We start from the raw sequence: 26,338 nt of genomic DNA, 5'->3' as shown, positions 1-26,338 counted from the left end.
ATTCCCTCATTGCTGAATAAACGTTTCTACCGTCCCCCTTAACCTATCAAAGCTTTGGTCAGAACTCCAGACACCTACAACTCTATCTCTGTACGTAAAAATTTTCCCCTTGTATTCTCCGCTCAACATGAGTACGGCCCCCTTCAATTTTATACCACCTGCTTTATTTACTGACTCATAGTTTGTCGTTAGCGTTATATTCTCAGGAAAAACAATCTCAACATAGTTCTCTCGGCTTTTTATTGAATTTAGCTCGTCTAAGGTTATTGCCAGCTTGTACTGTCCATTTATAGATTTCAGAATGTTCATACATTCTTCTGATAACTTGTCATACCCCTCTTCATTTGGTAGGATTTTATAATAGTTATTGTTTATGTGGATGACTACTCCTTGTTTCATTTTCGGAGGTTCATTTAAAGGCATGAACAAAATAAAAAAAGAAGATAAGAGTGCCAGAGCGACTACAGACATTACAAGAAACTCTCTCTTCATCATATCCCTCCGAGTTCTGGAATGGCCGGAATATATTGCTTAAATTCTTCAGTTCTATTTTCTCCTTCTGCACATCCCTCAAAAACGTAGACTGGCTGTAAATACGTTTGCTTTTCACTTGCCGACTTTGTATAATATCCAAGATAGACTTTGTTTATCACTGCTTTATCAACACTTTTTATTCCTGTAAATATCCCAATCTCCTTCAGCTTCTCTAAAGCTTGCTCTGGTGTAATGATTGAATACTCCTTGTATGGTCTGTAATTTCTCCATACTTTATAGACATTTATTACATCTCCGTTACCTCCAACTTCCACATCAAGCTTTGATCCTGCTCCGACTACTGGAAGCCCATTGATTTTACGTGTGAATGAAACTTTCACGTCCTCAAAGCCAACTCCGATGACGTTTCCCTCTCTATCCATCGCCACAACCCTTGGATGTGTCACATCTCTGAGAATTGCGTCAGTTGGCATTAAGCCTTTTTCACTTAAATAATTTCTTGCTATCTTTATAGCCTCCTTATCGGATGGGAGATTCGATGGCTTATCTACATTGTTTCCAACCATCCATCTCGATACGTCAGTGTATGCGATTCTCCCGGATTTTGTATTTACTTCAAGATGGTAGTTGCCATCCGTAAGAAGGAATTCATCAAATACTTTTTCTGGCTGCCCATTCATACCAAATCGCTTTGCCAGTAGTGATACATATTCAGGCGTAACGTTTGGCTCAGCGCATTCGTATACCATCAACTTTTTGGATACTTTGGGCAGTGTAGTATTTAGAACGAAAGATGTTGTACGGAATCCTTTCACGTTATTGATCGAGAGCGGCTGGATTTCTGTATCCGATTGCTTAGTCATTGTGTACGCAACTCCCACGGTTATCAGCGACAAAATAATTAGCCCAACAACAAGTTTTCGCATTTTATTCACCTCCTCAACACTGATACTTACCATACCACCAGAATGGTGGATCTGCTGGGGGATCTACCTGCGAACCGTGCCCGTAAATGTGGTCATTCCAGCAATCGTAAGTGTTATCGTCTCCATCTGCATCAGCTGCGAGAGCGGCAACATAGGTGTCAGAACCCTCTGTATCCTTTGCCGCTTGTATCCATGCCTGTATTATTGTCCACTCCGCCCAAGTACCATCCATGCGTTTTGCAAATCTACTACCTCTATCTGTTACGTCATGTGTGGTTGTATGAAATCCGCAGATTGAATGGAGCCCCTCAAAAGCATCTCCCCAGCGCCATGTTACATGGCTCCACCACTCATCTCTCAAGACCTCACAAGCATCGATCGTTATCCAGTCCATTTTCTTGTTTCCCCAGAGAGCATCGAGGTAGCCCAATTCGTGGTCGTCGTGCTCCGTGCCGAAATAGAATCCTTTTAAGCTTCCGTGCCCAGAAAAGAATGCAAAGTGTGTATCGTCTACAAATACGTCATCATGTCCTCCCTTACTCGGATCCTTCCAGTCGCTCTCCCACGCTAAATCATCGCCGTAAATAAAGGCTCCACTCCAGTAAGAGTCACTTCTCAATTCGTTGTAAAAGCCCTGAGCGTTTTCATCGTTGTTGTTTAGATCGTCCAGATAGCCGTTGTATTCATTCACCCACTCTGCACAAACCTCGTATGCGATAGAGTTGCTTGTTGTTAACAACAGCACCAAAATTCCTAAGGCTGCACATACAGCCAGTTTCATCATATCACCGGCTCGTTCTTAGTTCAAAATTCTACAAAAGGCTAACATTTCATTCGGATTTTCCGAACATGAAATGCTACACTGCAATCCTCAAATTAGTCTTATCGGGTTGTATGCTGACCCTTGAACAAGGAAAAAATAAAAAGTAAAAAACTTCAGACATTGCACGCACACGAGGGGCGGAGTCTGATGTATATCTTTTCACCTCTGACGTAAACTTCAGCGTTCATGTTTCTTGCAGCACGCCTTACGGCGTTGACAGCTTCTCTTGCAGTAAAATCTCCCCGCTTGAATGGGCGAAGGGCTGAGAGCGGAATCGCGTAGGTTCTACGGGGTTCAAGCTTTTTAAGTTCGCTACGGAGGTGGCGATACCTCCATCCCATAATATACATGTGCAAGTAAAAGATTTATAGCTTCCCCCAGTGCTAAGCCCAGTGTCTGAGTAGAGGTGATAGCTTGAAACCCGGTTTGAAACTCGTAACCTGTGGATTACCCTATGCAAATGGAAAGGCCCACATCGGGCATTTGCGCACATACGTGCCGGCTGATGTTTATGTTCGCTACCTCAAAATGCTCGGCGAAGACGTCATTTTCATATGCGGCAGCGATTGTCACGGCACGCCCATTGTTGTCAATGCGGAAAAGGAAGGAATATCTCCTCGCGAACTCGTGGACAGATACCACGACCACTTTCAGAAGGTTTTTAAAGCCATAGACATTGAATTCGACTTCTTTGGTAGAACTGACAGCGAGTATCACCACATAAGAACGCAGGAATTCGTTAAAAAGCTGATAGAGAATGGCTACATTTTCCCAAAAGAAATTGAGCTTGCATACTGCCCCAAATGCCAGCGCTTTCTGCCTGACCGCTACGTTGAGGGGATATGTCCCTACTGCGGAAGTGTTGCGAGAGGTGACGAGTGCGACCAGGGGTGCGGCAGACATTTAGAACCGGGAGAAATTAAGGAGCCGAAGTGTAAAATCTGCGGCAGCAATGCCGTCTTCAGGAAGCAGAAGCACTACTTCTTCCGCCTGACAGCTTTCAAAGACTTCCTGCTTGACTACCTCGAAAACCTCAGGGGGACGGAAAACGCATTGAACTACGCGAAGCAGTGGGTTAAAGGAGAGCTGAAAGACTGGTGCATAACGAGAAATCTCGAGTGGGGTGTCAAATTCCCCGGCGAAGACCTCGTAGTTTACGTGTGGGTCGATGCACCCATCGGCTATATCTCCTTCACCGAAAAAGCGTGCGAAGGCCGTTGTGACTGGAAAGACATATGGATTAACGGGAAAGCGGAAATTATTCACTTCATAGGCCTCGACATCGTTTACCACCACTGCATCTTCTGGCCTGCGATGCTCAAAGGAGCGGGCTACGCTTTACCCAACGCTGTTGTGGCGAGCGGAATGGTGAAGGTTGAGGGCAAGACGTTCTCGAAGAGCAGGGGTTACGTGGTATGGGTTGAAGACGACTACCTCAAAGCGGGCTTTAACACTGACTACCTGCGATACTACATCGTCAACTACACGTCCCACCAGCGCGACCTGAACTTCTCGTGGGAAGTTTTCAGGGATAAGGTGAACAATGAATTGATTGCAACGCTGGGTAACTTCCTGTACCGCGTAATGCATTTTGCCTGGAAGAACTTCGGCAGCGTTGAGGTAAGTGAAGTAGATGAGGAGATCATGCAGAAGATAGCAGAAACGAAGGATAAAATCGTTAGGGCTCTGGAAGAGTGGGAGTTCAAGGTTGCAAGCGATGCGTTCATGGAGCTTGCCGGATTTGGAAACGTCTATTTCCAGAACGTAAAGCCGTGGGAGCTGATAAAGGAGAACAAAGAGGAATGCATAAAGGTTATCGCCAACTGTCTCCAGCTCGCCAAGGCCCTGATAATCTTCTCATATCCAGTCATGCCAAGGACGATGGAAAAGATGGGCAGATGCATTGGCCTTGACGTAAGGAATGCAAAGCTTGAGGATGCTCTCTCACTGCTGGGTAAAACCGAGCTTGAAAAGCCGGATGTTCCCTTCGAGAAGATTGACGACAAGAAGATTGAGGAGATGGAGAAATTAATGATGGAGAGAATCAGGAGGGCTGAGATGGCCGAAAAAGGTGCTAAAGAAGAGAAGGAGATTATCGACATTGAGGAGTTCAAGCGCCTCGATATAAGGATTGGAAGAATAGTAAAAGCTGAAAGAATTAAAGGTGCGAAAAAGCTCCTCCGCCTTGAGGTTGACATAGGTGGCGAAGTCAGGCAGCTCGTTGCGGGAATTGCGGAAGTATATGAGCCTGAAGACGTGGTGGGCAAGCTCGTTCCTATCCTCGTAAACCTGAAGCCAGCGAAGATAAGGGGCGTTGAGAGTCAGGGTATGATGCTCGCTGCGGACATTGATGGCAAGCCGGTGTTACTGCATCCCGACAAGGATGTTCCGCCGGGGTCGAAGATCAGGTAACTGGTGTACAGCGGGCAGTTAAAAATGAAAGAAGAGCTCTGCAGAAAGCTGATACACTTCGTCGGCCTCGGCTACATTCCCCTTTATATTTATACGGGTAAGGACATAACACTGTTAATTGTTGCAGGCCTTACAGCCTTTGCAGCGCTGCTCGAGATTGCAAGAAGAAGATACGGCATCTTTCCCCGCTGGATTCTGAGGAGCTACGAGGTTAACGGCATTGGAGCCTACCTCTACTTCGGTATTTCTGCAACGCTTATAACCGCCCTTTTACCAATGGAGGCATGCTTTGCAGGAATAGTGCTTGGTTCTCTTGGAGATGGGATTGCGGGAATACTGAAAAGGGCTGATATGCGCCATCTTGCCTATCCGTCGATGTTTCTCATCAGCCTGCTTGCTCTCACCCTGCTTGACCTCAACCCAATCGCATCTTTTCTTGCATGCATCGCAGGAGTTACAGCAGAGAGATGCGAGAGAATAGGCCGATACTACCTCAACGACAATCTTACTGTTCCAATTCTTTCTGCTTTTGTCTACTTTGTTGTGATAACTTTGCTTACCGTGTAGGGATTCACCCATTACACCAGGTAAAAATGCAACCTTGTCAGCAGTACGTATAACAGAACAATTGGAATAAAGTACCTCGTAAGAAATACTACGGTCTTCCCGATTTTCCACTTTGCGTTTTTGTTAATCTCTTCGGCAATCACCAGGTTATCCAAAAACCAGCTGATAGATGTGGAAAGAAGCAATGCTGTTAAAGGAATCCCAAAAGAACCGAATGTCTCGTCCATCAGGTCAAGAACTGGCCTGCCTGTGAACTGGAGACTAATCCCAGAGTAGCTGAGCGCTGCCGGAAATCCAAGAACCAGAATAATACTCGACAGCAAAGAGGTAGATTTAAACCTATCCAGTGAAGTTTCGTCAATCAGCACAGCTACTCCAATTTCCAGCATGGAGATTGCTGAAGTCAGTGCAGCGAAGAACAACAAAAGGAAAAATATTCCCTCCAAAAAGAACCCGTAGGGAACTTTATCAAATACTTGGGGTAGAGTTGAAAAGGCCAGTTTAGGTCCGGCTGCTACCTCAAAGCCGAAAGAAGAGGCTATAGAAAAAACGATCAGACCACTCATAAACGATACAAGCAGGTCGAAAATTGTTATCAACATCGAGCTATTTACCAGACTGATTTTTTCTTCAAGATAGCTGCCATAGGTCAGTAAAATTCCCGAACCTACAGAAAGAGAGAAAAAGGCCTGCCCAAAAGCAGCAGCCCAAATAGAGCTGTCAGATAGCTTGGAAAGATCTGGTGTAAGATAAAACGTTATGCCATCCATGGCATTAGGAAGTGATAAAGAGTAAATGACCATTACAGCAAGGAGAACTCCAAGAGCTGGCACCATTATTTTACTTGTTTTCTCGATACCCTTCCTCACACCCCTCATGACAATAAGCGACGCTGCAATCGTTACCACAACGAAAAACAACGGTGAAAAGTACGTTTGTGCAAAACTTTCAAAAGATGTTTCCCTTCCAAGCAGTGTAAAAGTAAAGAAGGCCAGAATCCAGCCTGTTATCACCAGATAGTAGCTCAAAACCACTGTTAAAACAGATACTACAGCAATTCCTATCCATTTAAACTTTTTTCTGATTTTCTTCAAAGAAGAAACTACAGAACCCTTGAATAGCCTACCCGTGGAAAATTCAAGAAGCATCAGCGGAAGACCAAACAAAAACACTGAGATCAGGTACGGGATAAGAAAAGCTCCACCACCGTTCTGACCGACGATGTAGGGAAATCTCCAGACGTTTCCTAATCCTACAGCAGACCCAATTCCAGCAAGCAAAAATCCGATTCGAGAGCTCCATTTTTCCCTAACCATCTTTACCTCATTACACTTTTGTCAAACACTTTACGACCATAGTAAACACAACCCATAGCATAAAAATTTCCAATCCAACTAAGTTTTAGTCTAATTAAAGTTTTTCCAAAAAGCAGTATCTTCAAAAACATAGTTAATAAAACAAAATTCAACTCAAAGCCCCCGGAAGCTTTAAATAGCACACGGCTCACGCTGAAAAGAGGGTGACGCTTATGGCAAAGAAACCGGCAAGAATGTTCAGGAGGCTCGAAAGGCCGTATACGAGAAGGGAATATATCGATGGTGCTCCAGGTCTGAGGCTCAGGCAGTTTGAGATGGGCAACAAGACCGCTACTTTCCCCGTAAAGCTTACACTCGTTGCAACCGAGGGTGTGCAAGTAAGAGACACAGCTCTCGAGGCTGCACGTATAGCTGCAAACAAGTACATAGCGAAACGTGCAGGAAGCAGCAACTACTTCCTGAAAGTAAGGATATACCCGCACCACGTTTTGAGAGAGCACAGAATGGCAGTTGGAGCTGGAGCAGACAGAATTTCACAGGGAATGAGAGCCGCCTTCGGCAAGCCTGTTGGACTTGCAGCGAGGGTTCTCCCCGGCACGAAGATAATGAGTCTGTGGACGAAGCCAGAGTTTTTCGACTTCGCTAAGGATGCTCTGCGCAGGGCTAGCCAGAAGCTCCCGACGCCGACGAAGATAATCGTTGAAGAGGGAGCAGAATATCTCAAGGGTAAGATCTAACCTTTTTATTTCTATTTAATGTTTTAACTGACCTAATTTTTAGACTTCCAGAAAGATTAAGTAAAATCTTTTCCAGAAATAATTCCGATGAATTTTGGCTGGAACCCGGCGGCAAAACTTGAAGGCAATATGCACTCCATTCTCAGAGATAGCTACGACATAATGCGCACTACTGGCGATTTTTCCATTCTCGAACTCAGCGTAGATTTTGAGGAGGCAGAGAGACTTGAAAGGATATTTAATCCCGATGTCAGGCGAATGTTGAGAAACTTCTGTAAAGAATACGACTTCGAGATTTTCCTTCACCTCCTCTACGGCAGAGAGGACTTCAGCAGAGTCAGACTGAACGCAGGTGACGAGGAATTCGTGAGCTTTGTAAAGACAATCGTTGAGTTCTTCGACTTTGTACCCCTCGGCTATGCCATCCTGCATACCGGCAGGAGGTTCAGAAGGCTGAGCGTAGAAGAACAGATTGAAAACGTTGTTAAATGCGTTAATGTCGTGAAGGATGTCCATCCGCTCGTTGCCGTTGAAATGGGTAGGAAAGGCGCATTCATGGACAGCGTTGACGAAATACTGGCGGTTGCAGAAAGGGAAGTCGAAATCGTTGTAAATACCTCCCTGCTCTGGGCTGCAAGCCTCTTCGACAGGAAAATCCTCGAAGAAAACATCGAAAAGCTCTCGACTCTGAAGTGTGCTGCGATCCACTGGGGTGCAAGTGAGCTCAGAAACGGTAGGGAGATTCACAACCTATCACTCCTTGATTCCTCTTTGCCAGCAGAGATCTTTAAAGCACTTAAATCCGAAAACCACATCGTTGAGATATTTGGAAGTGCTAAACTCGTTGCAGAGAACGTCTCATTTCTGAAGAAGTTGCTTGGATGACTGTTATATACTCATTTTATCGGGCGATATCTGGAGATGATATAAGATGACCATGCGAATTGTAAGCAGGAGTTATCTCAAGGAGCTGGAAAGATTCGTTGAAGAAGCCGAGTATCCCTCTCACTGTATCCACTGCGAAGGTATTGAGGACGTCGAAGAGCCAAAACACCACCCGAGCTACGAGATTACGTCTGCCTGTAACCTTAAATGTGTATTCTGTTACTCGTATTCAGCATTAAAGGCTGGAAAAGCCCCCAAACCCGGATACTACGGAGATCTAAACCCAAAGGCAATAACAATCTCCCAGTACGGAGAGCCACTCATAGTTGGCCACGAAAAGCTTTCCTGCATAATATCTGAACTCAGAAAAAGATTCAAAGCAAGAATAGACCTGCAGACGAACGGTACACTTCTCAAAGAAGAGGTCGATGCAGACATAGTAATGATAAGCCTCGACGCCTCAAACAGAGAGAGTTACGCCCGCATTACTGGTGTTGACATGTTCGAAAACGTGCTGAAGGCAATGGACATCGTTGCGGCATCGAAATCAATCGGAGTCTTGAGAACCATCTACCTGCCAGGAATAAACGACACAGAGCTCCAGCAAATTGCGGAGATCGGATACGAGCGCGGAATGGATGAGTTCATGCTCCAGCCATGCTCCATTCACCCTGGCATCGAGGGGAGACTTTTGAGAGCGGGTTACGATATGGAGAAAGACACTCTGTACGATTATCTTGACGCTGCGTACAGATGTGTAAACGTAAGAATCCCCGGATGCCTGCTTAAGAACATCAGACGGATGATGGAAGTAATGGATTTTGAAGACGTCGTGTTCATGCGTAGGAATCAGGTATCCGCAGAACCTCCAGAAATCAGAAGAGAATGGAGGTTCGTTATAGAGTGCTGAAGCTTCAAAGTTTAGTCAAATATCCTCTTTATAAGCCAGTCCGAGTCGAATTTCACCAGGTCATCGTACTCTTGGCCCACTCCAATGAACAGAACGGGCTTGCCCGTAACGTAGCTGATTGATATTGCGGTCCCACCTTTTGGATCTGCATCGAGCTTCGTTAATATGCTACCGTCTATTCCAACAGCCTCGTTGAACATTCTCGCTCTCTCAACGGCATCGTTTCCGGCTATGCTCTCGTCAACAAAAATCGTTAAATCTGGCTTCGTTACGCGCTTTATCTTTTCAAGCTGGTCTATCAGGTTTTTCTTTGTGTGCATCCTTCCCGCAGTGTCCGCAAGCACGACATCGATGCCCTTGCTCTCTGCGTGAGCTATAGCGTCGTAGATTACGGCTGCCGGATCAGCCCCGGCTTTGTGCTTTATCAACTTGACACCAAGTCTATTCGCATGCTCCTCAAGCTGCTCTATGGCTCCCGCCCTGAATGTGTCGCCTGCAGCGAGTACAACGCTGTAACCTCTGTCCGTAAGCCTTTTTGCGAGCTTGGCTATCGTCGTCGTTTTTCCTGTTCCGTTAACACCTACGAAGATGATGTTGAGAGGCTTTTTCTCTTTGAGAGCTTCTTCGATGTACGCATCAAAGTCAAACTTGTTTGTATCGAGAATTTCCTTTATAATTGCCCTTAACTCGTCGAGAACTATGTCAGAGAGCTTTTCTCCAACCTTCTTCGTCCTGCCCACAAGCCTCTGCCTGAGTTTATCGGAGATTTCTTCCACAACTTCAAAAGCAACATCACTTTCGAGGAGAATAATTTCAAGTTCGGGAAGTATTTCGTCGAGCTTGCCCTCATCGATAACGATTTCTCTCCTCAAAATGAGGGCAGAAACTTTCTCTTTTATCCCTATCCTGGGCTTCACGAGCTTCTTGTCTTTTTCTGCGGGCTTCGTTTCCTTTACTTCTACTTTTGCTGCTGGTGCTGGCTCGGCTTTAACCTCCGCTTCTACCTTCTCCTCAACCTTGCTGACGGCTTCTACTCTCTCCTCAGCTTTGGCCTCCTCGACGGCCCTCTCCTCTTCTTTCTTCTCGATCTCCTCGACTTTCTTCCTGAACGACTTTAGCTTCTCCTTTAAAAACTTGAACATGCTCTAATTTCACCTTTCTTTCGTCATTTCAGCTATCTCAGCCTGTATGCGCTCAGCCTGAGCTGCAAGCTGCTGAAGAATCTGCTCGAACTTCAAAACACTCTGCTGAATCTTCTCCTTCTTCTTTTTAAGGGTTTCTATTGCATCTTTAACTTCCTTTTCAACAATTACTCCCGCTCCGATATCGACAAGCATCTTCTTGGAATCCTTCACATCAACGTACGCAAAAACGCCTCCACCGAGGTTCATGAGAGCCTCAACGCTTCCGTCGAGAGAATCGAAGTACTCAAGGCTTTCTATGGTTCTGTCAAGCTCGGACTGAACGACTTCGAGTTCTATGATTCTTCTCTGGATTGCCTCACTCTCGCTCTGGATTTGCTGGAGAAGCAGGAGTCTCTCCTGAACTTTTCTCGCAATTTCTTCCTGCTGCTGTGCAGTCATATCACTCTACCTTCCGGATGCTTTCTACCCTGATCAGATTTCTCTTGACCTTGTGGTTGCTTCCGAGGAGAGAGTAAACTTTCTCCAGAGCGAACCTTTCGTTGTGTGCGTTAACGACCTTTCTGAATTTCATCCAGTCCTTACCTACCCTAAACGTCCCCACAACCTCAAACATTTCTACCACCTCACAAAGCCCAGTGCTTCTTCAATAACACCCAGCTCGAAACCCGTCGTGTCCCTGCCAGCGATATATCCTTTGGTGTTCGCAACAAGCCCAGTTCCAACCATGTCGTGCCCGAAGTTCACGGTTCCAACCCCAACTTCCACGCCGAGTGCCTCTTCGACCCTTTTGATTTCCCACTCGTTGGCGTTTGGGTTTAACAGTCCTCCATTGTTCGTTACGGCTGCAGCCATCCCTACTGTTTTGATTCCGCCAATGGTGCCCTTAACCACATCAACGTCCAGCGCTTTGCTGACCTGAGCCACGAGCTTCTCCTCTGCCTCTGGATGCACTATTGCGCCCCTGTCGTTAACGCAGACGATATTTCCGAGGCATGTCATGTGTGTCTCGATTACGTGAACGTCGAAGACCTTGCTGAGCCTTTCAATTTCCTTGGATGTCGCGTGGCTGCTTATCGCTATCCCGTTGGAATTCGCTGCGGCCATCGCTCCAACGAGTTCAGAGCCTGCTATCGTCGTAACGACAACCTCGACATCGAGCTTGTCCTTCAGCATCTGCTTCGCTGCCTCGTCGTCAACTCCAAGTACCGCTGCGTGCTCGTTCGCTCTTATGTAGAGGCCTATTAGGGGGTTGCCCCGAATGGCGAGCATGGAATCAGGCGAGTTCTGCCTCTACTATGCCGTCGTCGAACTTGACGGCTCTGATCTTTATCCTTGTAGGTGGTTTCTGGGCTCCGCGCTCCCAGATTTTCTCGTTGATGCTTGCGTCAATCTTGACCTTATCGGGCTCGACCTTCATGTGCTTGCTCAGGAAGTTTCTGACATACTTGACGGCCTTCTTCGCTCTGAGCCATCTCGGATAGCGCTTCATCTTGTGCTTGAGCCTCAGAGAGTATACCCTTTCCACAACGATCTTCGCCATATTCAACACCTCAAAACATTAAACCTTCAGCTTTGTAACTCTCCAGTTTCTCCTCTTGGGGCTTCCAAAAACTCTCCTCTTAGTCTTGAGCGTTATCCACACCGGGGCTCTCCTGTTCTGCTTGAGGAACTTTGCAAGCCTCTTTTTAACTCCAACCGTCTTCTTTCCCATATGTATCACTTCCTGATAATTTTGGGCTCCCTCTTCTTTGGCATAGCCCGTTTGAGAATTTCCTTAAGCATCTCATCACTTATTTTGGTAGTTATCCTGCCCGACTGGGCAAGGAAGATGAGCTGGTTTTCAACCGCTTCGGCAACCTCGGGATGTGCAAGCTTAACCCTCGAAAGCCTCTCCCTCGCCTCAGGTTCAAGAATTGCCCTCAGAATAGCCTTTTTCTGCATCTCTACCTGTCTCTGGAGCTCCTGCTGCCTCTGGAGCTCTTCCAGCTCCCGCTGCCTCTGAGCCTGCAGCTCCATCAACTTGCGTCGCCTGATCTCTTCAAGTTCATCCATATTCAATCACCCTCGACGTCCTCAATACTTTGCGAGGGCGGGAATCTGCTGGGAGAGCTCTTTGTGGAGTTCAGTAGCAACCTTGTCGAGGAAAGACCTCCCCTGCGGGGTTACAATTCTTCCCTCTTCCGTCTTCTTAACGAAGCCCGCTTTTTCGAGCTGCTGAAGGGCTTTTCTGACTATGGAGCCACTCCCCTTCATGAACTTGGGGGGCTCGACACCTCTCCTCTTCCTCCCGCCGTAAGCAGTTCTAAGGCGCTCTATACCCACTGGCCCGTCAGTGTAAACCTTTCTCAGGATTGCTGCAACTCTGATATACCACCAGTCTTCCTGCTCTGGTGAGCGCTCTTTATGCACACCTGTCTTTACAAACATCGCCCATTCCGGAGGCTCAATCTCCTGCATTTCCTTGAGCTTTTCAGCCACGCGCTGGATCAGCATGTCTGCCGGAACGTCATACACCGTCGCCATATCAACACCTCTCAAAGGTTAGCACGAATCCTCTGAAGTCAACAAGCCTGCCCTTAACTTTTGAAGCTATTTCCCGGGCAAGCTCCTTTTTATCTCCACCTGCCCTGAAATTGCGGAGCATTCTAACCTTTACGACGCCCCGCTTCTCAAGCTGCAGATTTATCTCGTTTATTAAGTTTTCCGTCAATCCTTTTTTACCAACATTAATTGTCACTACGTCCATCAGGCAGCCTTTTCCCCAACTTGTTTAAAAGGGTTTTGTAGGGATAAATGCACAGGCAATATGGAATGGTAAAGATTGACGATTTGCCCACATTAACAGTTTTGGAAAGGCATTACCAAAAATTTGGCAAATAAAGATGGGCGTCGAAGTTTAATCAAAGCAGCCTTATTCCCGCCTCGTCAATCTCCACTCCAAACTCCTCAGTCATGTGTGATGTTCTTGTCGTCTTCACGACTCTCAAAAACCTGCCATTTTCCTTCATTTCCAGAAGGATTACGTTGCTGCACGCTTGCTGAAGCGCAACTTCAAAGCTCTGGCTGTGCATGCCTCTGACTGCGTTTATTATCCCAACACCCCTGCCTTCTCTGTTCCATCCCTGAATTTTCTGAATCAGATCGTAGGCAAGTTTTTCTCCATAGATGAAGGCAATAGAGGATATTGAATCCACAACAAACCTGTTCGACTCTTTTATATACTTCTCGAGGGTTGAGCAGATGTACTCGTAATCGTAACCCCTCCCAAGGAACAGGTCTATGAATTTCAATAACCCCTCTTCTTCGAGTTTCTCAGTGTTCCAGCCAAGGCTGCGCATATTCTCTCTGACTTCCTCAGGAGGATGATCTATGCATAAGTAAACGCTGTATAATCCCATCTGAGCCTGTTTGTAGAGGAACTGCTGGCATATGACGCTTTTTCCTGTGCCCACATCTCCAAGCAGTAAAACGAGTGAGGGTACGGGAATTCCGCCCCTCAACACCTCGTCAAGTCTGTCTATCCCTGTCGGAGCCCGAGTGACCTCAGTACTTTGCTTGTCGCTGTGGTCGCTAATTTTCATCATAATGGTGCTGATTATTTTCTGATCATATTTGTATTCTTCGATTGACGCATGATGATACAGAACAAAGGTTATTTACTGGACGCAAACTTTTAGCGTGGAATACGTTTCCCATCCACTGATAAAAGAAAACGCAATAGAGAGGAGAGCATATCAGATTGCAATAGCCGCAACGGCACTGATGCGTAACACCCTTGTTATTCTTCCCACAGGTCTTGGCAAGACAGCCGTAGCTCTCCTCGTAATCGCTTCAAGGCTTCACAACGAGGGTGGAAAGGCTCTCGTCCTCGCACCCACGAAACCCCTCGTGGAGCAGCACGCCTCCTTTTTCCGGAAAAACCTCAGACTTAACTCTGAAGAAGTCATAGCTCTCAGCGGAGAAACTCCGCCAGAGAAGAGAGCGGAGTTATGGGAGAAAGCAAGGTTAATTGTTTCGACGCCGCAGGTTGTGGAGAACGACGTCCTCGCTGGCAGGATTTCGCTCAAAGATGTAGTACATATCACATTTGATGAAGCGCACAGAGCAGTTGGTGAATATTCCTATGTTTACATCGCCGAGAAATACTTCGAGGAGGCAAAAAAGCCGCTCGTTCTCGCAATGACTGCAAGCCCCGGAAGCGACGTGGAGAGAATTAGAGAAGTAATCAAAAATCTCGGAATAGAAGAAATAGAAATCAGAACAGAGCACGACGAGGACGTAAAGCCGTACGTCTTCAGCAGGAAAATCGAATGGATAAAAGTCGACATGCCGGAAGAACTCAAGGCAGTAAGGCAGAAGTTTGAGGAAGCGCTGAAGCTGAGATTCAAAAAGCTCGAAAGGCTCGGCGTAACTGCTGAAGGATTGAGCAAAAAGGAGCTGCTGGCTCTGCAGGAAAGTCTTCAGGCTGAGGCAGCCGAAACTGGAGACTCAAGGTTGTTCGAGGCTGTTTCGGTACTCGCTGAAGTACTGAAAATCCAACATGGTATGGAACTCATAGAGACGCAGGGCCTTGACGCGCTCAAAGAGTACCTGAAGAGGCTAATAAGGGAGGCGAGGTCGAAGGGTGGGAGCAGGGCTGCGAAGAGCATAATAGGTGACCCCCTTTTTATGGGGGCTGTCACAAAGGCAGCAGGCTGCAGGGCAGAACATCCAAAACTCGAAAAGCTAAAAGAAGTCGTGAAGAAACAGCTCGAAGAGAAACCGGATTCCAGAATTATAGTTTTCACGAACTTCAGGGATACCGCAGAGGTGATAGTCGAAGAGCTGAAGAAGGAGGGAATTCCCGTTTCTCGCTTCGTGGGACAGGCAAAGAGGTTCGAGAAAAAGGGAATGAGCCAGAAGGAGCAGGTGGAAACCCTCGAAAGGTTCAGGAGCGGGGAGATTAAAGTTCTCGTTGCAACATCAGTCGGTGAAGAGGGTCTTGATATTCCCTCAACAGACCTCGTCGTGTTCTACGAGGCTGTACCTTCAGAGATAAGAGCAATTCAGAGGAAAGGAAGAACTGGAAGGGCAAGGGAGGGCAGAATCGTCGTTCTGATAACGAAGGGGACAAGAGATGAGGCATACTACTGGGCCAGCATGAGGAAGGAGAAGGCAATGTACCTGAAGCTCTATGAGCTGAAGGAAAGTCTAAAGCCAAGAGGGCAGGCAAGCCTGGAAGATTTCGCGAAACCAGTATCCTTGCCAGAGGAAATCCCAAAGGCCGTCGTATATGTGGATTCAAGAGAGTCCAGCTCGGGAATTGCGAAAAAGCTCAGCAGACTCGGTTTTTCCATTAAAATACAGAATCTCGAGGTTGCAGACTACGTCGTAAGCGACAGAGTTGCGATAGAAAGGAAAACTACCGAAGATTTCGTGGAAAGCATAGTTAACAAAGACAGGGATATCTTTTCCCAGCTTGTAAGGCTGAAGAAGCATTATCCAAGGCCTGTGCTCATAATAGAGGGGGAAGGTATTTATGGCAGACTCAATCCAAACGCAATCAGAGGTGCGATTGCAGCAATAGCCGTCGATTTAGGCATTCCAATCGTGCAGACGAGGTCTGCAGATGAAACTGCTGAATTCATTGCCGTTCTTGCGAGAAGGGAGCAGGAATTCAGGAAAAGGGAAATCGTACTTCACGCTGGAAAAACGAAGAAAACTCTGAAAGAGATGCAGGAGTACGTCGTTTCTGCAATCTCAGATATAGGGCCAGTGATTGCAAGAAACTTGCTGGAGCACTTTCAGACCATAGAGAGAATAGCGACGGCGAGCGAGGAAGAATTAATGAAGGTTCCAAAAATCGGAAAGAAAACTGCCGAAAAAATACGGAAGCTCATGACGACGCCATATAGTGAGGCGGAAAAGTTTGAACTTTAGTTCTGCATTCACTTCAGATATATCCCGCTCTTTCTGCCCAGAATCCTATCGACTAAGCGCTTTACAAAATCGACAACGTCGAGGCTATCCACCTCTTCAAGGTTTACCCATTTTGCATCCAGAGCGTCGCTCCCCACTTCAAGCCGTCCTCCAACGATCTTTGCGTAGAAGTCTATTATGACGTAGTGAAACTTTATTTCGTCTCCATCTCTAAATACCTCCTCACTAACACACGCAACGTCTCCCACCTCAATTTCGAGGCCGCACTCCTCCTTAATCTCTTTCTTTAATGCCTCGGCCAGCGACTCGCCAACGTTTACGCAACCTCCCGGTATAGACCACTTGAGCCTGTTAGGCTCGTTCGCTCTCTTAACCAAGAGAATCTTCCCGTTCTCCACAATTACGGCTCCAACACCCACAGCAGGCTTGCAAACTTCCGCCATTCACCCCACCCGATTTTAAAGCATGGAGGAGAGCTTTCCGCTTATACCTTCGGAGATGTACTCGACGGCTATCGCAGCGAGGAATATGGCCATAACTCTCGCAACGATGTCCGCCCCACTCTTGCCCAGCAGGTATATGATCTGATTGCTGTAGATGTGTGTAAGCCTCACGATAAGGTAAATGGCCGCAATGCTGAGTAGAAGAAGGGCCATTCCCAACACGTTTCCAGCCTCAGAAGCAAGAACTATTGCCGCCGTTATTGCACCAGGGCCAGTGTAGAGAGGCAAAGCTATTGGAAAGACTGCCAGACTGTCGATGTCCTTGCTCTCCATCCCTCTCTTCACGTAAACTTCCTTCGCCGGGCCGCCTTTGAGTATGTCGAGGGCAACAAGGAAGAGGAGAATACCGCCGGCTATCCTCAGACCATCAATTGAAACGCCAAAGAACTGCAGGATCAGTCCACCGGTCAGTGCAATGAACGTTAGCAGAGTTGCTGCAATTGCTGTTGCCTTCTTAGAGACTTTCTCCCTGAGCTCCACTGGCAAATCCTCTGTCAGCGCTATAAAGAAAGGTATGTTGCCCGGTGGATCCACGATTACGAAGAGTGTCGCAAAGCTCGTCAGGAAGTAGCTCAGGTAGTCCATCCCAACCCCTCGAGCGCCTCCCTTACGTTTTCGAGCAGCTTAAGTGCGCACTCCTGGTTAGGGAAGCTGAACAGCCCACAATCTGGGCCAATGTACGCAAGGAGATCGCTGAACCTGTCATATACCTTCTCCAACCTCTTCTTTATAACCTCAACGCTCTCTATTTCGTCTATCGCCTTTACCGCGAGTTCCGCATTTTGCCATGCGTTTACGCCGTGCCTCTGATTGAATTCGGCAAGTATTGCATCTATGTCCGTTCTTGCAACCCCAATCCTAAGGCGCTTGCCTGCCGAAGCGACCTCTTCAGCATCAACGAAGTCAAGCACTTTTTCATCCTTAGCAGCCTCGACACCAAAAACATCTATTTCGTCAACTTCGAGGAGTTGCGTGTAGTATAGAGGAGAGTGAAGATGAATCTGAACGTCAACATCAAAGCTAAAAGGCCCATACGCAAGCTTGAGCTGCTCAATGCTGGGCTGTAACTCTGGGTTGATACCAAGGCTCGGCTCGTCAACACTAAGGGAGCACACGTTCAAGTCGTTCATCGCATTTGCTGCAAAGCGGGAAACGGATATGGCTATGTTTTCGAGGAGGTCGTCGTATATCACGGGGCCGAACTCCCTGTAGTACAACTCGAGGGGGCCGGTAACGCAGATTCTGATATTGCCGTCGTACTTCATTGACTTGATTGCCTCAACTTCCCTTATGACCGCGTGTTTCCTCGAAACGAGGTATGCGTCCTCCTGATACTCTGGATTCCTTATTATCGACATGAACTGCTCCACCATATCTCTAAACTGAGGATAATTTGGACACTGCACTACCTTCGCCTTAAGCAAAAACGTTCGCTGGACGAGTTCTTCGTATTCTTTCGTGTCCACGTTTTCGTTAACCCAGTCCCTCGTCACCCCATCTGGCAGGGGAAAACTCCCTATGTCGTCAAATACGACCCTCACTCTTTCACCTCCCTCTTCCGTTTTCTGTCCATTATCTCGGCCCACGCAATCTTTGGCTCGAGGGTATCTTCATCGAGTTCTATTGTGTCCTCGGAATTCCACACCGTCTCAAAGAAACTTTTCGCCTGTTTTGCAAGTTCCTCATTATCTGCCCAGAAGCCTATTTCGTAGTTCTCCCACAGACCGGTCTGGGTGAGGTTTGCCGTGGTGATCAGAACTTCTTTTCCGTCAACGACAGCCATTTTTGCATGGATATTGTCGTTCAGCCTTACAGTCCCTTGGGGGAACATTTCAAGGAACCTCTTGAGGGTGAAGTATTGCTTCTTGTCCTCGTAAACTTCCTCGACACTCCTGAAAGGTTTTCTATCATAGCTCGGCCAGGTTATAATTCTAACTCTCACACCTCTGTCGATGGCAGGTTTTAGTTCGGCAGTTAGCCAGTCAGTGTAGTATATGTGGGGAGATGTAATCAGTATTTCCTCCTTCGCTTTTCCGAGCATCTCCCTGAGCTTGGAAACTATGTCTCCACCCCATGGAGTGCCAACGAGTACTTTCATCTGCTTGTACTTCTTCTCCGAGCGATAGCTCATGTAAAGGAGGATTAAAAACGCGCCAAAGACCATCGATGCTCCGAGGATGTTCAGTGTCATGAAGTTGAGAATTTCCTCAAACTGGATGAACGCAACTACCTGGCTCTTTGGATTAACAAAGTCCCACTCGACCTTCTGCACGCTGTTGTATGGGCTGTAGAATATCTGGGAGTTGGAGCTCACGGACGTTACTCGGTAAGTGTACAGAAACTTCTGGGGAAACACTACAGATATGTGTATAGAATCTACGGGGATTCCTATCGAGTTGAAGTATTCGGGATACTCAACTGCTGTAAACCTGTACATTCCATTTCCCAGCGTGTCGGTGAGACCCCTAACGTTACCCTCGAGAACGACCTTGTACTCCTCGAAAGGTGAGAGGGGTTTTGAAATCCTGAGAAGGAGAATCTTCCCCCCGTTAAGCGTTTTCACGTCATAACTAAGATGACCAGCGGGAATATCCTTCACGCTGAAGTTTTCGACGATAAGCTGCATCGGAAGTTCGAGGCTTAGAAACGTGGTGTTCTCATCCATGTTCTTGAACGTAAGTGTGAAGGTATCTCTAACGAGTTCGGGAGAGATAAAAGTATAATCAGCGCTAACGCTGACAACGACTTCCCCCTTTGCCACGCCAGCACACATGAGGAGCAGGAGCACGATACAGATTTTTTTCACGAATTTGAGTATAGCTTGGTGGTTTATAGACTTTTCCAGATAAGATGGAACAAAATTTAAATAACGTCTGGCTATGCACTGCATGACGGAGGTGATCAGGCATGGCAGAGGAGCATGTGGTCTACGTCGGTAACAAGCCCGTAATGAACTACGTTCTTGCTGCGTTGACGCAATTTAATGAGGGGGCAAGTGAGGTTGTTATAAAGGCGAGGGGCAAGGCGATTAGCAGAGCTGTCGATGTGGCAGAGATAGTCAGAAACCGCTTTATGCCAAATGTGACCGTGAAAAGTATCAACATCGACACTGAGGAGCTTGATTCGGAGGGAAGGAGGGTCAACGTCTCGACAATAGAGATCGCCCTCGAAAAGCAGGCAAGCTGAATAGTTGAATTTGTTTAAAAGCTGCTTGCTGGTCTTGTTTTTCTAATATCTTCTTCTATATCTTCTATTTCATAGGCGTACTTTCTGCAGACATCAATTGCAAGCTCCCTGACATTTTCGAAGCCCATTTCACTCAGAGACGCATATTCGTCGCTTTCGACGTTTATTCCAAGGTGGATTTTTGCTGAAATCGGCGAGATCGTAGCAATGCTAACGCTCAGCTTTTTGCCTCCATAATAAAGGTCGTTCCCTTCCCTTTCAACGTTGAGAAATTCTTTGGCAATGTTTACGAGCAGTCTCTGCCTCGTCGCAGTGAGGCGCATACTGACTTCATCGAAATGTTCGACTATAAAGTGGAGCATGAGGGGTGAATAGATAACGTCACCCTCCACGACATCCTGAAGGTCAATCATGTGTTCCGTCTTCACGTCACATGGACCGATGAATGAGATTATACTGTCCTCCTTAATACCGAGCACGGTAAAGGCCCAGAGAGATTTGAGCTGAGAACCATCATAAACTATTTCTTCATCGAGGAAAGCCCAATCCACCCTTCCACCTCTGAAAACAGCCGGTAAAAAATATATTTAAGCGTTCCCATTTTTGCTTGTATTCTTTGTCTCAAACATAATTACAATCTAAAATAGTATTAGTATTATAATAATAGAAAACTACAACCACACCCTCAGCCTGACTTCATCGCCCTCCTCAGCCTCAATGTCCGGCAGCTTTAGGACGATTACTCTCTCACCATCCCTTATTTCAACCCTGCCAAGTGTTTCAACTCCGCCAGAACGAGCAGAGAACAGCCTTTCTGCCTCTTCGTACATTCTCAGTATCTCCTCACCAAGCTTGGTAAGTTTTGCCCCACCACCTTCTCTGCCACCCCTCTCCCTCTCAACTATTTTCTCTCCGAGGGTCTTCTCCATCTTAGTTACATACTTCCAGGCGAAGCGATAGGACATACCTAAAGCTTTTGCAGCTTTTGCCAGCGAACCGTGTTCTTTTATCGCCCTCAGTATCTCCGCTCCACCTTTGCCCATAACGTGCTTTCCATCCTTTTCGAACCATATGCGCCACTTAAGCTCCATGCTCAATCAAGTATATCGAGCAGTTTCTTAAATAAACCTTTCACCGCCAGAAAATCCGCAACTTCCTTACTTGGAGATGAAAGTACTTTCTTTGCATCACCCTTTTCCACAATCCTGCCATTCATCATAACTGCTATCTCGTCGGCAAGCGTGGCAGCTTCAATTAAGCTGTGGGTTACATGGATAACGGGAATACCAAATTCTCTGTGAACGAATTTCAGTTCATTCATTAGTTTCTCCTTGGTTCTCAAATCTACCGCTGCGAGAGGCTCATCGAGGAGAATTAGCTTGGGCTGTATCACGAGAGCCCTTGCAAGCGCAACCCTTTGCTTTTCTCCTCCGCTGAGTGTTGCAGGTTTCCTGTCAAGCAGGTGAGAAATGCCGAGATTTTCCGCTATTTCCTCGACTGCACTTCTGATATCACTTTTGTCAGCACCTCTCGCCTTCAGACCGTACGCAATGTTCCCGTAGACACTCATGTGGGGAAACAGCGCATAATCCTGCGGAACAAAACCTATACCCCTCCTTTCCGGTGGGAGCCCCGTTACGTCCTCACAATCTATAATTACTTTCCCCCTGTCTGGCATTAAAATTCCAGCTATAATTTCAAGCAGGAGGCTCTTACCAGCTCCGGTCGGACCGAGAACAACGCAGTAACCCCTATCCATGCTGAACTCCGCGTCGAGTTTGAAGTTTCCAAAGTCTTTTTCAGCGTTCACTTCAAGGAATGTTTGCCCCAATCCCATACCTCCTACCCTCCATTCCTGCCTCTGCCGACGCCATAGGCTTTGATACTGTTCCTGCCCCACAATAGAAGCCTGAGTACTACAAACACCGCCAGACTCAGCAGAATCAGAATTACTGCTATAGGTCTCGCTGCTGAAAGGCCAGCAGAGATGTAACGCTCGTAAATCAGCGTTGGGGCGACCATCGGATAGTAGGCAATTACGACGATTGCCCCAAATTCGCTTATAGCCCTCGCCCACGCCATGACGGCTCCGGCTGCGATATGTCTTACAACGAGGGGGAGACTAACTGTAAAGAAGACTTTCGCTGGCGATGCGCCAAGCGTTCTTGCAACCTGCTCAAGTCTTACGTCAATGCTTGCGAAACCTTCTCTTGCAGTATTCAGGTAGATGGGCACGGACACGAAGAGCATTGCAACAACGATGCCTGGCAACGCATCAACGAATTTCACAGGTGAAAAGCTACCGATGAGTCCGTTCGAGCCAAAGACCGCAAGCAGCGCTATGCCTGCAACGGTGTGTGGAATTACCACCGGGACATCAACAACACCTTCTACTACGCTCCTGCCCGGAAAGCTGTACCTCGCGAGGGCATACGCAAGGGGCGTGCCAAAAATGACCGCTATTAACGTCGAAATCAGGGCAGCATAGTACGTCAAAAGTATGGAGTTCCAGACTGCTCTATCTCCCAACGCTTCTATAAGTCCGTCGAAGTCGTAAAATTGGGCAGAGAGCGTTGTAACTATTGGCAGCAGAATGAAGAGCACGATGAAGGATGAAAAAATTGCCAAAAATATAGAAAACTTCAACCTCATGGTTTTACGTACTTTTTCAGATTTTCTGGCAGCTTGTCCGCATTGTCCACTCCAGCCGGTACAACAGGTGGCTGGCCAAGTTCTTCGAGAATCTTCTGTCCCTCCTCGCTTATCACGAGCTCTACGAACTTCTTCGCGTAGTCTTTGTGCTCCGCATTCTTTGGAATTGTGATGCCGTATATAATCGGCTTACCCACCACTTCTTTACCATTTGCCAGCACGACCTTTACTTTTTTGTAGATATCTGCATATTCGGCGCTGCTCAGGTCTATTTGTGGTGGAAGCTCAACGAACTTGTGGCCGTGCTGCTGGGCAACGCTGCGGTAGATGAAGTAGTAGTCAATCTCTCCAGTTTCAATTCCGTGAATCAGTTCCATTTCCATGCTCCGAATCATCAGTTTGCTTGTGTCAGGATTTATGTCCTCCGATTTCGGCATTCTGAGCACGTAAGTCCCATTTTCCTCCACGAATTTTAAATTCGAGTGCTTCGCAACGAGGTCGTCGTAAATCGTTGAGTCGTTGTAGTAAAACTCTGCAAGCTGAAGAACCATCTGGGAGCGATATCCACATGGGTCGTCATTCGGATTTGAGAAACCAAACTTAACATCTGGCCTTCTTAAAATCTGGTACCAGTTCTCCGAGTTTATCTCGTCTGCATACTTGCTCTTATCTGTGTACGCGAGCACGATCTGATTCTTTGCAAACATTATCGTCCAGTCCGCGTACTCAGGATACATCATCTTTGGTATGAGTGTGTAGTCAGCTGAAGCAACGATGTCTGCAGTTCTGCCAAGCTCGGTGACTTTCCTTATCGTCGCTGCACTTCCAGCAGCCTCGCATTGTACCTCGACATTTGGATATTTCTCCTCAAAGGCTTTTTTGAAGGCCTTCATGGGCTCGGTTAAGCTGCCTGCATGAAAGACTTTGAGAACGACCTTTTCAGTGCTTTCACTTCCGGAAGCTTGCCCGGTATCGCTGGCCATCTTTTCCGCATCCTGAATGTCCTGAGCACATCCGGCAAGCAGTGCAGCAATTACAAGTAGCAGCACAATTACACATGCTCTCATACTTCACACCGTTATGTCCGCTGAGACATAACGATATAAATCTTTCGTATCCTACCCTCCACACCCAAATTCAGTGAAAAACGTTCGATGAAGGGCGAACGATCTCAAAAGAGCTTAAAAATAGATAAAGGTGGTCATACTGCTTAGCCTGAGTTATTACTAAGAGTCTTTGATAGCGATTAACGACAAAATGAGAACAAAAATACATCAAGTTAGAAAGACTTGCTAAAATCACCTTATCTTGGTACACCACGCGTCAACCCTTCCATAGTTGTGAACTTTAATCAGCGGGTAAGGCTCTAACCAAGCTTAAAGCGTGGGACAAAGGTATCTCCATGCATCATGTGCATAGACTCGTTTACTTCGGTTAGTATTTGGTGAATGACAGCGTACCTGACAAAAACGATTTTGCCGAGGTATTTAGCTTCTGGAATAGCTTGAGATGGAGTTTCCGGCATAGGAACAACTAAAGCCGTACACTTTTTTGCTGCTCCTGCTCCATCACTATTTCCTCCCAACCCAACTCCCTGAATATCCATTTGTCAATCAAGAAATCTCCATTCTCAAACACTGTTGGAAGTAAAACCGTCACGTTGCTAACATTTCCATCCAACTGTAGTATAAAACTTACATTTAAAAATCTATAGGGATGAAGAATCCTTTCTTTGCCTACCTGCTTCCACTCAACTATTTTAACCCCATAAACTTCTGCAAGCCTTAGATGATTTTCAACCTCCTCCACTGTATGATTTGCCCTTACTTTCTCAGAGAAAAGCGAGTAAAGCATTGAAGAATTCCGCTCGTTGTAATAACGAACAAACCTATGAACGGTCTCCTGTGGGGGTATTGGAGTTATAAAGCGTGGTGTTTTTTCAGGCTCTGGGGTTGGGATAGTTACGCATGCAGTGAAAATTGTAGTTAGAAAAAGTCCAACTAACCAAATCTTTCTCATGCTACTACCTTAGGCTGAACCTTGATATAAAACCACCGAAAACTTTGTCACCCAACATGAAGCTCGTTGAAGCAAGGCTCCTCGACCACGGAGTCGGGAAAGAGTACCAGTTTATCTGGATCGAGACGCTCTTCGGCGTGGAAACTCCGAACAGAGTTGTGATTTCCGTAAATCCAAATACTGGCCAGGTGATGTCCTACATGGGGATACTCCGCCAAGTTGAGATTCAGCTAAAGCCGAATATCTCAAAGGAGGAGGCTATAGAAATAGCTACCAAGCAATTTGATCTTAAGAAGATCGTGCATTCAAAAGCCAAGCTAAGCGTTGAATATCCGGAAAAAGGCTTGCAAAAACTCGTGTGGATTGTGGAAGTCGAGGGCGAACCTGAGAACGGCATAATGCAGGGTGGCTTGGTCGTAGTCGATGCGGTGTCGGGAGAAGTCCTTCTGGTAAGTCCTTATATGTGATAAATTTCCCTATTTTTTGGGGAATGGTATGACTTTGGATGGTAGGGTTAGGGTTATCCTGCTTATACTGGCAGTACTTATTTCTGTGGATGTGGCTCTTCTGCTCAATACACCGATCTATACTGGACCGACTACAGATCGTGTACGCTCTCTGGACGAGATCAGCGTCTTGAGAATTGGAGAGGTCATAATTACAGACAGAAATGGAGGATGGGTACTCTCGTCGGTTCAGTATCCTGGAGGTATATTGAGGGGGGAGAACTACACCGGTGGTGATTACAGCCCTAATATTACCGTAACCAACGATACGATATCCTTCAACATAGGAATTTTGATAACCCACCTTAATGAAACTGGGAAAAGAGAGAGGGAGCTAAAAATAATCGAACGGACTTTCTCCAGCCATACGCTGGAGGATTTCAAGAAGGTAGAAAGGAATATTCTCGTTAGTTTTGATACTACTGGGCTTAAGACCTTCAGATATAGCACCGACATTCCGAAACCGGTTAATTGTAGTATCATAAAAAGCATCGAGCTTAGAACGCCAGTTCTGGCAGAAAAAAATGGTGAGCTGACTTACGCCTGGCAAAAGACATTCGTGGCAACTATTGTTGTCAAGAAAGGTGATTGTGAGGACACTTCGCGGAATCCTGCGAACTGAAAAGTTCTTTACGATGGGAGCGGGTACTTAGATTTGGCGAGAGAGGTGGTACGTTGGATAGAAAGGTCAAATTCGTTTTGCTCGTGCTGGCATTTGTCATTCTCATCGACGCATTCCTTCTACTTTACTCACCAGGCTACACAGGTCCCACCATAGAGCGTGTGTATCGTCTGGATGAAATCGACTGTGTGAGAATAGGAGACATCAACGTTGTTTATAAAAATGGATCCTGGGTGGTTTCTTCGATTCAGTATCCTGAAGGCGTGGTGAGAGGAGAAAAGTACAATGGGAGTGAAGGCAAATACTATCCAAACGTCACGATAACCAACGATACCATTTCCTTCAACGTGGGCATTCTGATATCTCACCTTAACGAAAGCGGGTTGAAAGAAAGGGAGCTGAAAGTGGTTGAATGGACTCACACCGCAAGCCGTGTGTTAATCGAAAAGGAAGAAAAGAGTATTCCTTTCAACTTCAGCACTCCCGGCCTATATGTTCTCAGATACAGCACGAAACTTCCAGAACCTGGGGAAGAACGTGTTATCAAAACTATCGAGCTGAAAATTCCCAAGCTTGCGAAAAGGCCCAACGGCGAGCTGATTTATGCCTACGACGGGTGCTTTGTGGCAGGGATCATCGTAAAACCCGATCAGCTGTTGGATATAACTTCGTCCTCAAAACCTTGAATCCAAAGGTTTTTAATTAGAGGCAGACA

35 protein-coding genes are annotated in these 26,338 nt (G+C 46.6%); 10 read left to right on the top strand and 25 right to left on the bottom strand.

Annotation, left to right across the window (positions count from 1 at the left end):
• Positions 1-6: 6 nt before the first annotated feature.
• The 4 genes from ARCVE_RS08840 to ARCVE_RS08825 form a co-directional block, all read right to left on the bottom strand.
• On the bottom strand, positions 7-495 hold the full coding sequence (locus ARCVE_RS08840; protein WP_048085943.1) for a hypothetical protein: 489 nt from the start codon (positions 493-495) through the stop codon (positions 7-9).
• Positions 492-1,421 (bottom strand): hypothetical protein, encoded by a 930-nt coding sequence (locus tag ARCVE_RS08835; protein WP_013684429.1) that lies wholly within the window; start codon positions 1,419-1,421, stop codon positions 492-494. Before ARCVE_RS08835 ends, ARCVE_RS08840 begins: the two co-directional genes overlap by 4 nt.
• A gap of 13 nt (positions 1,422-1,434) precedes the next feature.
• Positions 1,435-2,205 (bottom strand): DUF6345 domain-containing protein, encoded by a 771-nt coding sequence (locus ARCVE_RS08830; protein ID WP_156786047.1) that lies wholly within the window; start codon positions 2,203-2,205, stop codon positions 1,435-1,437.
• A 152-nt stretch (positions 2,206-2,357) separates the two neighbouring features.
• Positions 2,358-2,585 carry a hypothetical protein gene (locus ARCVE_RS08825; RefSeq protein WP_048085941.1) on the bottom strand — a complete coding sequence of 76 codons (228 nt, stop codon included), beginning with the start codon at positions 2,583-2,585 and terminating at the stop codon, positions 2,358-2,360.
• Between the two features lie 73 nt (positions 2,586-2,658).
• Between ARCVE_RS08825 and metG the strand changes: the two genes are divergently transcribed.
• Positions 2,659-4,656, top strand: coding sequence for a methionine--tRNA ligase (metG, locus tag ARCVE_RS08820; RefSeq protein ID WP_013684426.1), 1,998 nt, complete (start codon positions 2,659-2,661; stop codon positions 4,654-4,656).
• A gap of 24 nt (positions 4,657-4,680) precedes the next feature.
• Positions 4,681-5,223, top strand: a complete 543-nt coding sequence (locus ARCVE_RS08815) for a hypothetical protein (protein ID WP_013684425.1) — start codon at positions 4,681-4,683, stop codon at positions 5,221-5,223.
• Positions 5,224-5,234: 11 nt separating this feature from the next.
• On the opposite strand, the gene ARCVE_RS08810 is transcribed toward ARCVE_RS08815, so the two are convergent.
• The gene (locus ARCVE_RS08810; protein ID WP_013684424.1) at positions 5,235-6,539 is read right to left on the bottom strand and encodes a sodium-dependent transporter; all 1,305 of its coding nucleotides are present in this window, start codon (positions 6,537-6,539) and stop codon (positions 5,235-5,237) included.
• Positions 6,540-6,751: 212 nt separating this feature from the next.
• Here ARCVE_RS08810 and rplJ point away from each other — a divergent pair, with 212 nt between their 5' ends.
• The 3 genes from rplJ (at position 6,752) to ARCVE_RS08795 (ending at position 9,071) form a co-directional block, all read left to right on the top strand.
• Complete coding sequence (gene rplJ, locus ARCVE_RS08805) at positions 6,752-7,276, top strand: 50S ribosomal protein L16 (protein ID WP_013684423.1); 525 nt, start codon at positions 6,752-6,754, stop codon at positions 7,274-7,276.
• Positions 7,277-7,363: 87 nt separating this feature from the next.
• Entirely contained in the window at positions 7,364-8,161 is a 798-nt protein-coding gene (locus ARCVE_RS08800) for a hypothetical protein (RefSeq protein WP_013684422.1), read from the top strand.
• A gap of 46 nt (positions 8,162-8,207) precedes the next feature.
• Positions 8,208-9,071: a radical SAM protein gene (locus ARCVE_RS08795; protein WP_013684421.1), complete on the top strand. Its 864-nt coding sequence runs from the start codon at positions 8,208-8,210 to the stop codon at positions 9,069-9,071.
• 11 nt (positions 9,072-9,082) lie between these two features.
• On the opposite strand, the gene ftsY is transcribed toward ARCVE_RS08795, so the two are convergent.
• The 10 genes from ftsY to ARCVE_RS10865 all read right to left on the bottom strand — a co-directional run bounded on the left by ftsY (position 9,083) and on the right by ARCVE_RS10865 (position 13,800).
• Positions 9,083-10,213 (bottom strand): signal recognition particle-docking protein FtsY, encoded by a 1,131-nt coding sequence (gene ftsY / locus ARCVE_RS08790; RefSeq protein ID WP_013684420.1) that lies wholly within the window; start codon positions 10,211-10,213, stop codon positions 9,083-9,085.
• A gap of 9 nt (positions 10,214-10,222) precedes the next feature.
• The gene (gene pfdA, locus ARCVE_RS08785; protein ID WP_013684419.1) at positions 10,223-10,654 is read right to left on the bottom strand and encodes a prefoldin subunit alpha; all 432 of its coding nucleotides are present in this window, start codon (positions 10,652-10,654) and stop codon (positions 10,223-10,225) included.
• Between the two features lies 1 nt (position 10,655).
• Positions 10,656-10,829 (bottom strand): 50S ribosomal protein L18Ae, encoded by a 174-nt coding sequence (rpl18a, locus tag ARCVE_RS08780; RefSeq protein ID WP_013684418.1) that lies wholly within the window; start codon positions 10,827-10,829, stop codon positions 10,656-10,658.
• Between the two features lie 2 nt (positions 10,830-10,831).
• On the bottom strand, positions 10,832-11,485 hold the full coding sequence (locus ARCVE_RS08775; protein WP_013684417.1) for a translation initiation factor IF-6: 654 nt from the start codon (positions 11,483-11,485) through the stop codon (positions 10,832-10,834).
• A gap of 4 nt (positions 11,486-11,489) precedes the next feature.
• Positions 11,490-11,756 carry a 50S ribosomal protein L31e gene (locus ARCVE_RS08770; RefSeq protein WP_013684416.1) on the bottom strand — a complete coding sequence of 89 codons (267 nt, stop codon included), beginning with the start codon at positions 11,754-11,756 and terminating at the stop codon, positions 11,490-11,492.
• A gap of 18 nt (positions 11,757-11,774) precedes the next feature.
• Complete coding sequence (locus ARCVE_RS08765; RefSeq protein ID WP_013684415.1) at positions 11,775-11,927, bottom strand: 50S ribosomal protein L39e; 153 nt, start codon at positions 11,925-11,927, stop codon at positions 11,775-11,777.
• A 5-nt stretch (positions 11,928-11,932) separates the two neighbouring features.
• Positions 11,933-12,268, bottom strand: coding sequence for a DNA-binding protein (locus tag ARCVE_RS08760; RefSeq protein ID WP_013684414.1), 336 nt, complete (start codon positions 12,266-12,268; stop codon positions 11,933-11,935).
• Between the two features lie 21 nt (positions 12,269-12,289).
• Positions 12,290-12,739: a 30S ribosomal protein S19e gene (locus ARCVE_RS08755; RefSeq protein ID WP_013684413.1), complete on the bottom strand. Its 450-nt coding sequence runs from the start codon at positions 12,737-12,739 to the stop codon at positions 12,290-12,292.
• A 1-nt stretch (position 12,740) separates the two neighbouring features.
• Positions 12,741-12,962: a YhbY family RNA-binding protein gene (locus ARCVE_RS08750; RefSeq protein WP_013684412.1), complete on the bottom strand. Its 222-nt coding sequence runs from the start codon at positions 12,960-12,962 to the stop codon at positions 12,741-12,743.
• A gap of 154 nt (positions 12,963-13,116) precedes the next feature.
• Positions 13,117-13,800: an RAD55 family ATPase gene (locus ARCVE_RS10865; protein WP_013684411.1), complete on the bottom strand. Its 684-nt coding sequence runs from the start codon at positions 13,798-13,800 to the stop codon at positions 13,117-13,119.
• A 94-nt stretch (positions 13,801-13,894) separates the two neighbouring features.
• On the opposite strand from ARCVE_RS10865, the gene ARCVE_RS08740 reads away from it, so the two are divergent.
• Complete coding sequence (locus tag ARCVE_RS08740; protein WP_013684410.1) at positions 13,895-16,135, top strand: DEAD/DEAH box helicase; 2,241 nt, start codon at positions 13,895-13,897, stop codon at positions 16,133-16,135.
• A gap of 8 nt (positions 16,136-16,143) precedes the next feature.
• Here the strand turns inward: ARCVE_RS08740 and ARCVE_RS08735 are convergent, their stop codons facing one another.
• From ARCVE_RS08735 to ARCVE_RS08720, 4 genes are read right to left on the bottom strand one after another with little or no spacing between them, the layout of a single operon-like run.
• Positions 16,144-16,578 (bottom strand): NUDIX hydrolase, encoded by a 435-nt coding sequence (locus ARCVE_RS08735; RefSeq protein WP_013684409.1) that lies wholly within the window; start codon positions 16,576-16,578, stop codon positions 16,144-16,146.
• Positions 16,579-16,593: 15 nt separating this feature from the next.
• Entirely contained in the window at positions 16,594-17,223 is a 630-nt protein-coding gene (locus ARCVE_RS08730) for an NAAT family transporter (protein WP_013684408.1), read from the bottom strand.
• Positions 17,211-18,179, bottom strand: a complete 969-nt coding sequence (locus ARCVE_RS08725; protein WP_013684407.1) for a 5-methyltetrahydropteroyltriglutamate--homocysteine methyltransferase — start codon at positions 18,177-18,179, stop codon at positions 17,211-17,213. Before ARCVE_RS08725 ends, ARCVE_RS08730 begins: the two co-directional genes overlap by 13 nt.
• A complete protein-coding gene (locus tag ARCVE_RS08720; protein ID WP_048085936.1) occupies positions 18,176-19,444 on the bottom strand; it encodes a phospholipase D family protein in 1,269 nt (422 codons plus the stop codon). The genes ARCVE_RS08725 and ARCVE_RS08720 overlap by 4 nt, the downstream gene beginning before the upstream one ends.
• A 101-nt stretch (positions 19,445-19,545) precedes the next feature.
• Between ARCVE_RS08720 and albA the strand changes: the two genes are divergently transcribed.
• A complete protein-coding gene (gene albA / locus ARCVE_RS08715; protein WP_013684405.1) occupies positions 19,546-19,824 on the top strand; it encodes a DNA-binding protein Alba in 279 nt (92 codons plus the stop codon).
• A 14-nt stretch (positions 19,825-19,838) separates the two neighbouring features.
• Here the strand turns inward: albA and ARCVE_RS08710 are convergent, their stop codons facing one another.
• The 6 genes from ARCVE_RS08710 to ARCVE_RS08685 form a co-directional block, all read right to left on the bottom strand.
• Entirely contained in the window at positions 19,839-20,375 is a 537-nt protein-coding gene (locus ARCVE_RS08710; protein ID WP_013684404.1) for a DUF366 family protein, read from the bottom strand.
• Positions 20,376-20,495: 120 nt separating this feature from the next.
• A complete protein-coding gene (locus ARCVE_RS08705) occupies positions 20,496-20,915 on the bottom strand; it encodes a winged helix-turn-helix domain-containing protein (protein ID WP_013684403.1) in 420 nt (139 codons plus the stop codon).
• A 2-nt stretch (positions 20,916-20,917) separates the two neighbouring features.
• Positions 20,918-21,661, bottom strand: coding sequence for an ATP-binding cassette domain-containing protein (locus tag ARCVE_RS08700; protein ID WP_013684402.1), 744 nt, complete (start codon positions 21,659-21,661; stop codon positions 20,918-20,920).
• Positions 21,662-21,666: 5 nt separating this feature from the next.
• A complete protein-coding gene (locus tag ARCVE_RS08695) occupies positions 21,667-22,476 on the bottom strand; it encodes an ABC transporter permease (protein WP_013684401.1) in 810 nt (269 codons plus the stop codon).
• Complete coding sequence (gene wtpA, locus ARCVE_RS08690; RefSeq protein WP_013684400.1) at positions 22,473-23,543, bottom strand: tungstate ABC transporter substrate-binding protein WtpA; 1,071 nt, start codon at positions 23,541-23,543, stop codon at positions 22,473-22,475. The genes ARCVE_RS08695 and wtpA overlap by 4 nt, the downstream gene beginning before the upstream one ends.
• Before the next feature lie 466 nt (positions 23,544-24,009).
• A complete protein-coding gene (locus ARCVE_RS08685) occupies positions 24,010-24,495 on the bottom strand; it encodes a hypothetical protein (RefSeq protein WP_013684399.1) in 486 nt (161 codons plus the stop codon).
• Positions 24,496-24,551: 56 nt separating this feature from the next.
• On the opposite strand from ARCVE_RS08685, the gene ARCVE_RS08680 reads away from it, so the two are divergent.
• The 3 genes from ARCVE_RS08680 to ARCVE_RS08670 are packed head-to-tail and all read left to right on the top strand — an operon-like array spanning position 24,552 to position 26,309.
• Positions 24,552-24,962, top strand: a complete 411-nt coding sequence (locus ARCVE_RS08680; RefSeq protein ID WP_048085928.1) for a PepSY domain-containing protein — start codon at positions 24,552-24,554, stop codon at positions 24,960-24,962.
• 28 nt (positions 24,963-24,990) lie between these two features.
• A complete protein-coding gene (locus ARCVE_RS08675; RefSeq protein ID WP_013684398.1) occupies positions 24,991-25,623 on the top strand; it encodes a hypothetical protein in 633 nt (210 codons plus the stop codon).
• Positions 25,624-25,676: 53 nt separating this feature from the next.
• Positions 25,677-26,309 (top strand): hypothetical protein, encoded by a 633-nt coding sequence (locus ARCVE_RS08670; RefSeq protein ID WP_013684397.1) that lies wholly within the window; start codon positions 25,677-25,679, stop codon positions 26,307-26,309.
• The last annotated feature ends 29 nt before the right edge of the window (positions 26,310-26,338 follow it).

The sequence above is a fragment of the Archaeoglobus veneficus SNP6 genome (assembly GCF_000194625.1).
GTDB classification, from domain to species: Archaea; Halobacteriota; Archaeoglobi; order Archaeoglobales; family Archaeoglobaceae; genus Archaeoglobus_C; species Archaeoglobus_C veneficus.
Note: the sequence above shows the minus strand (reverse complement) of the source record. Positions and strands in the feature narration are given on the sequence as shown.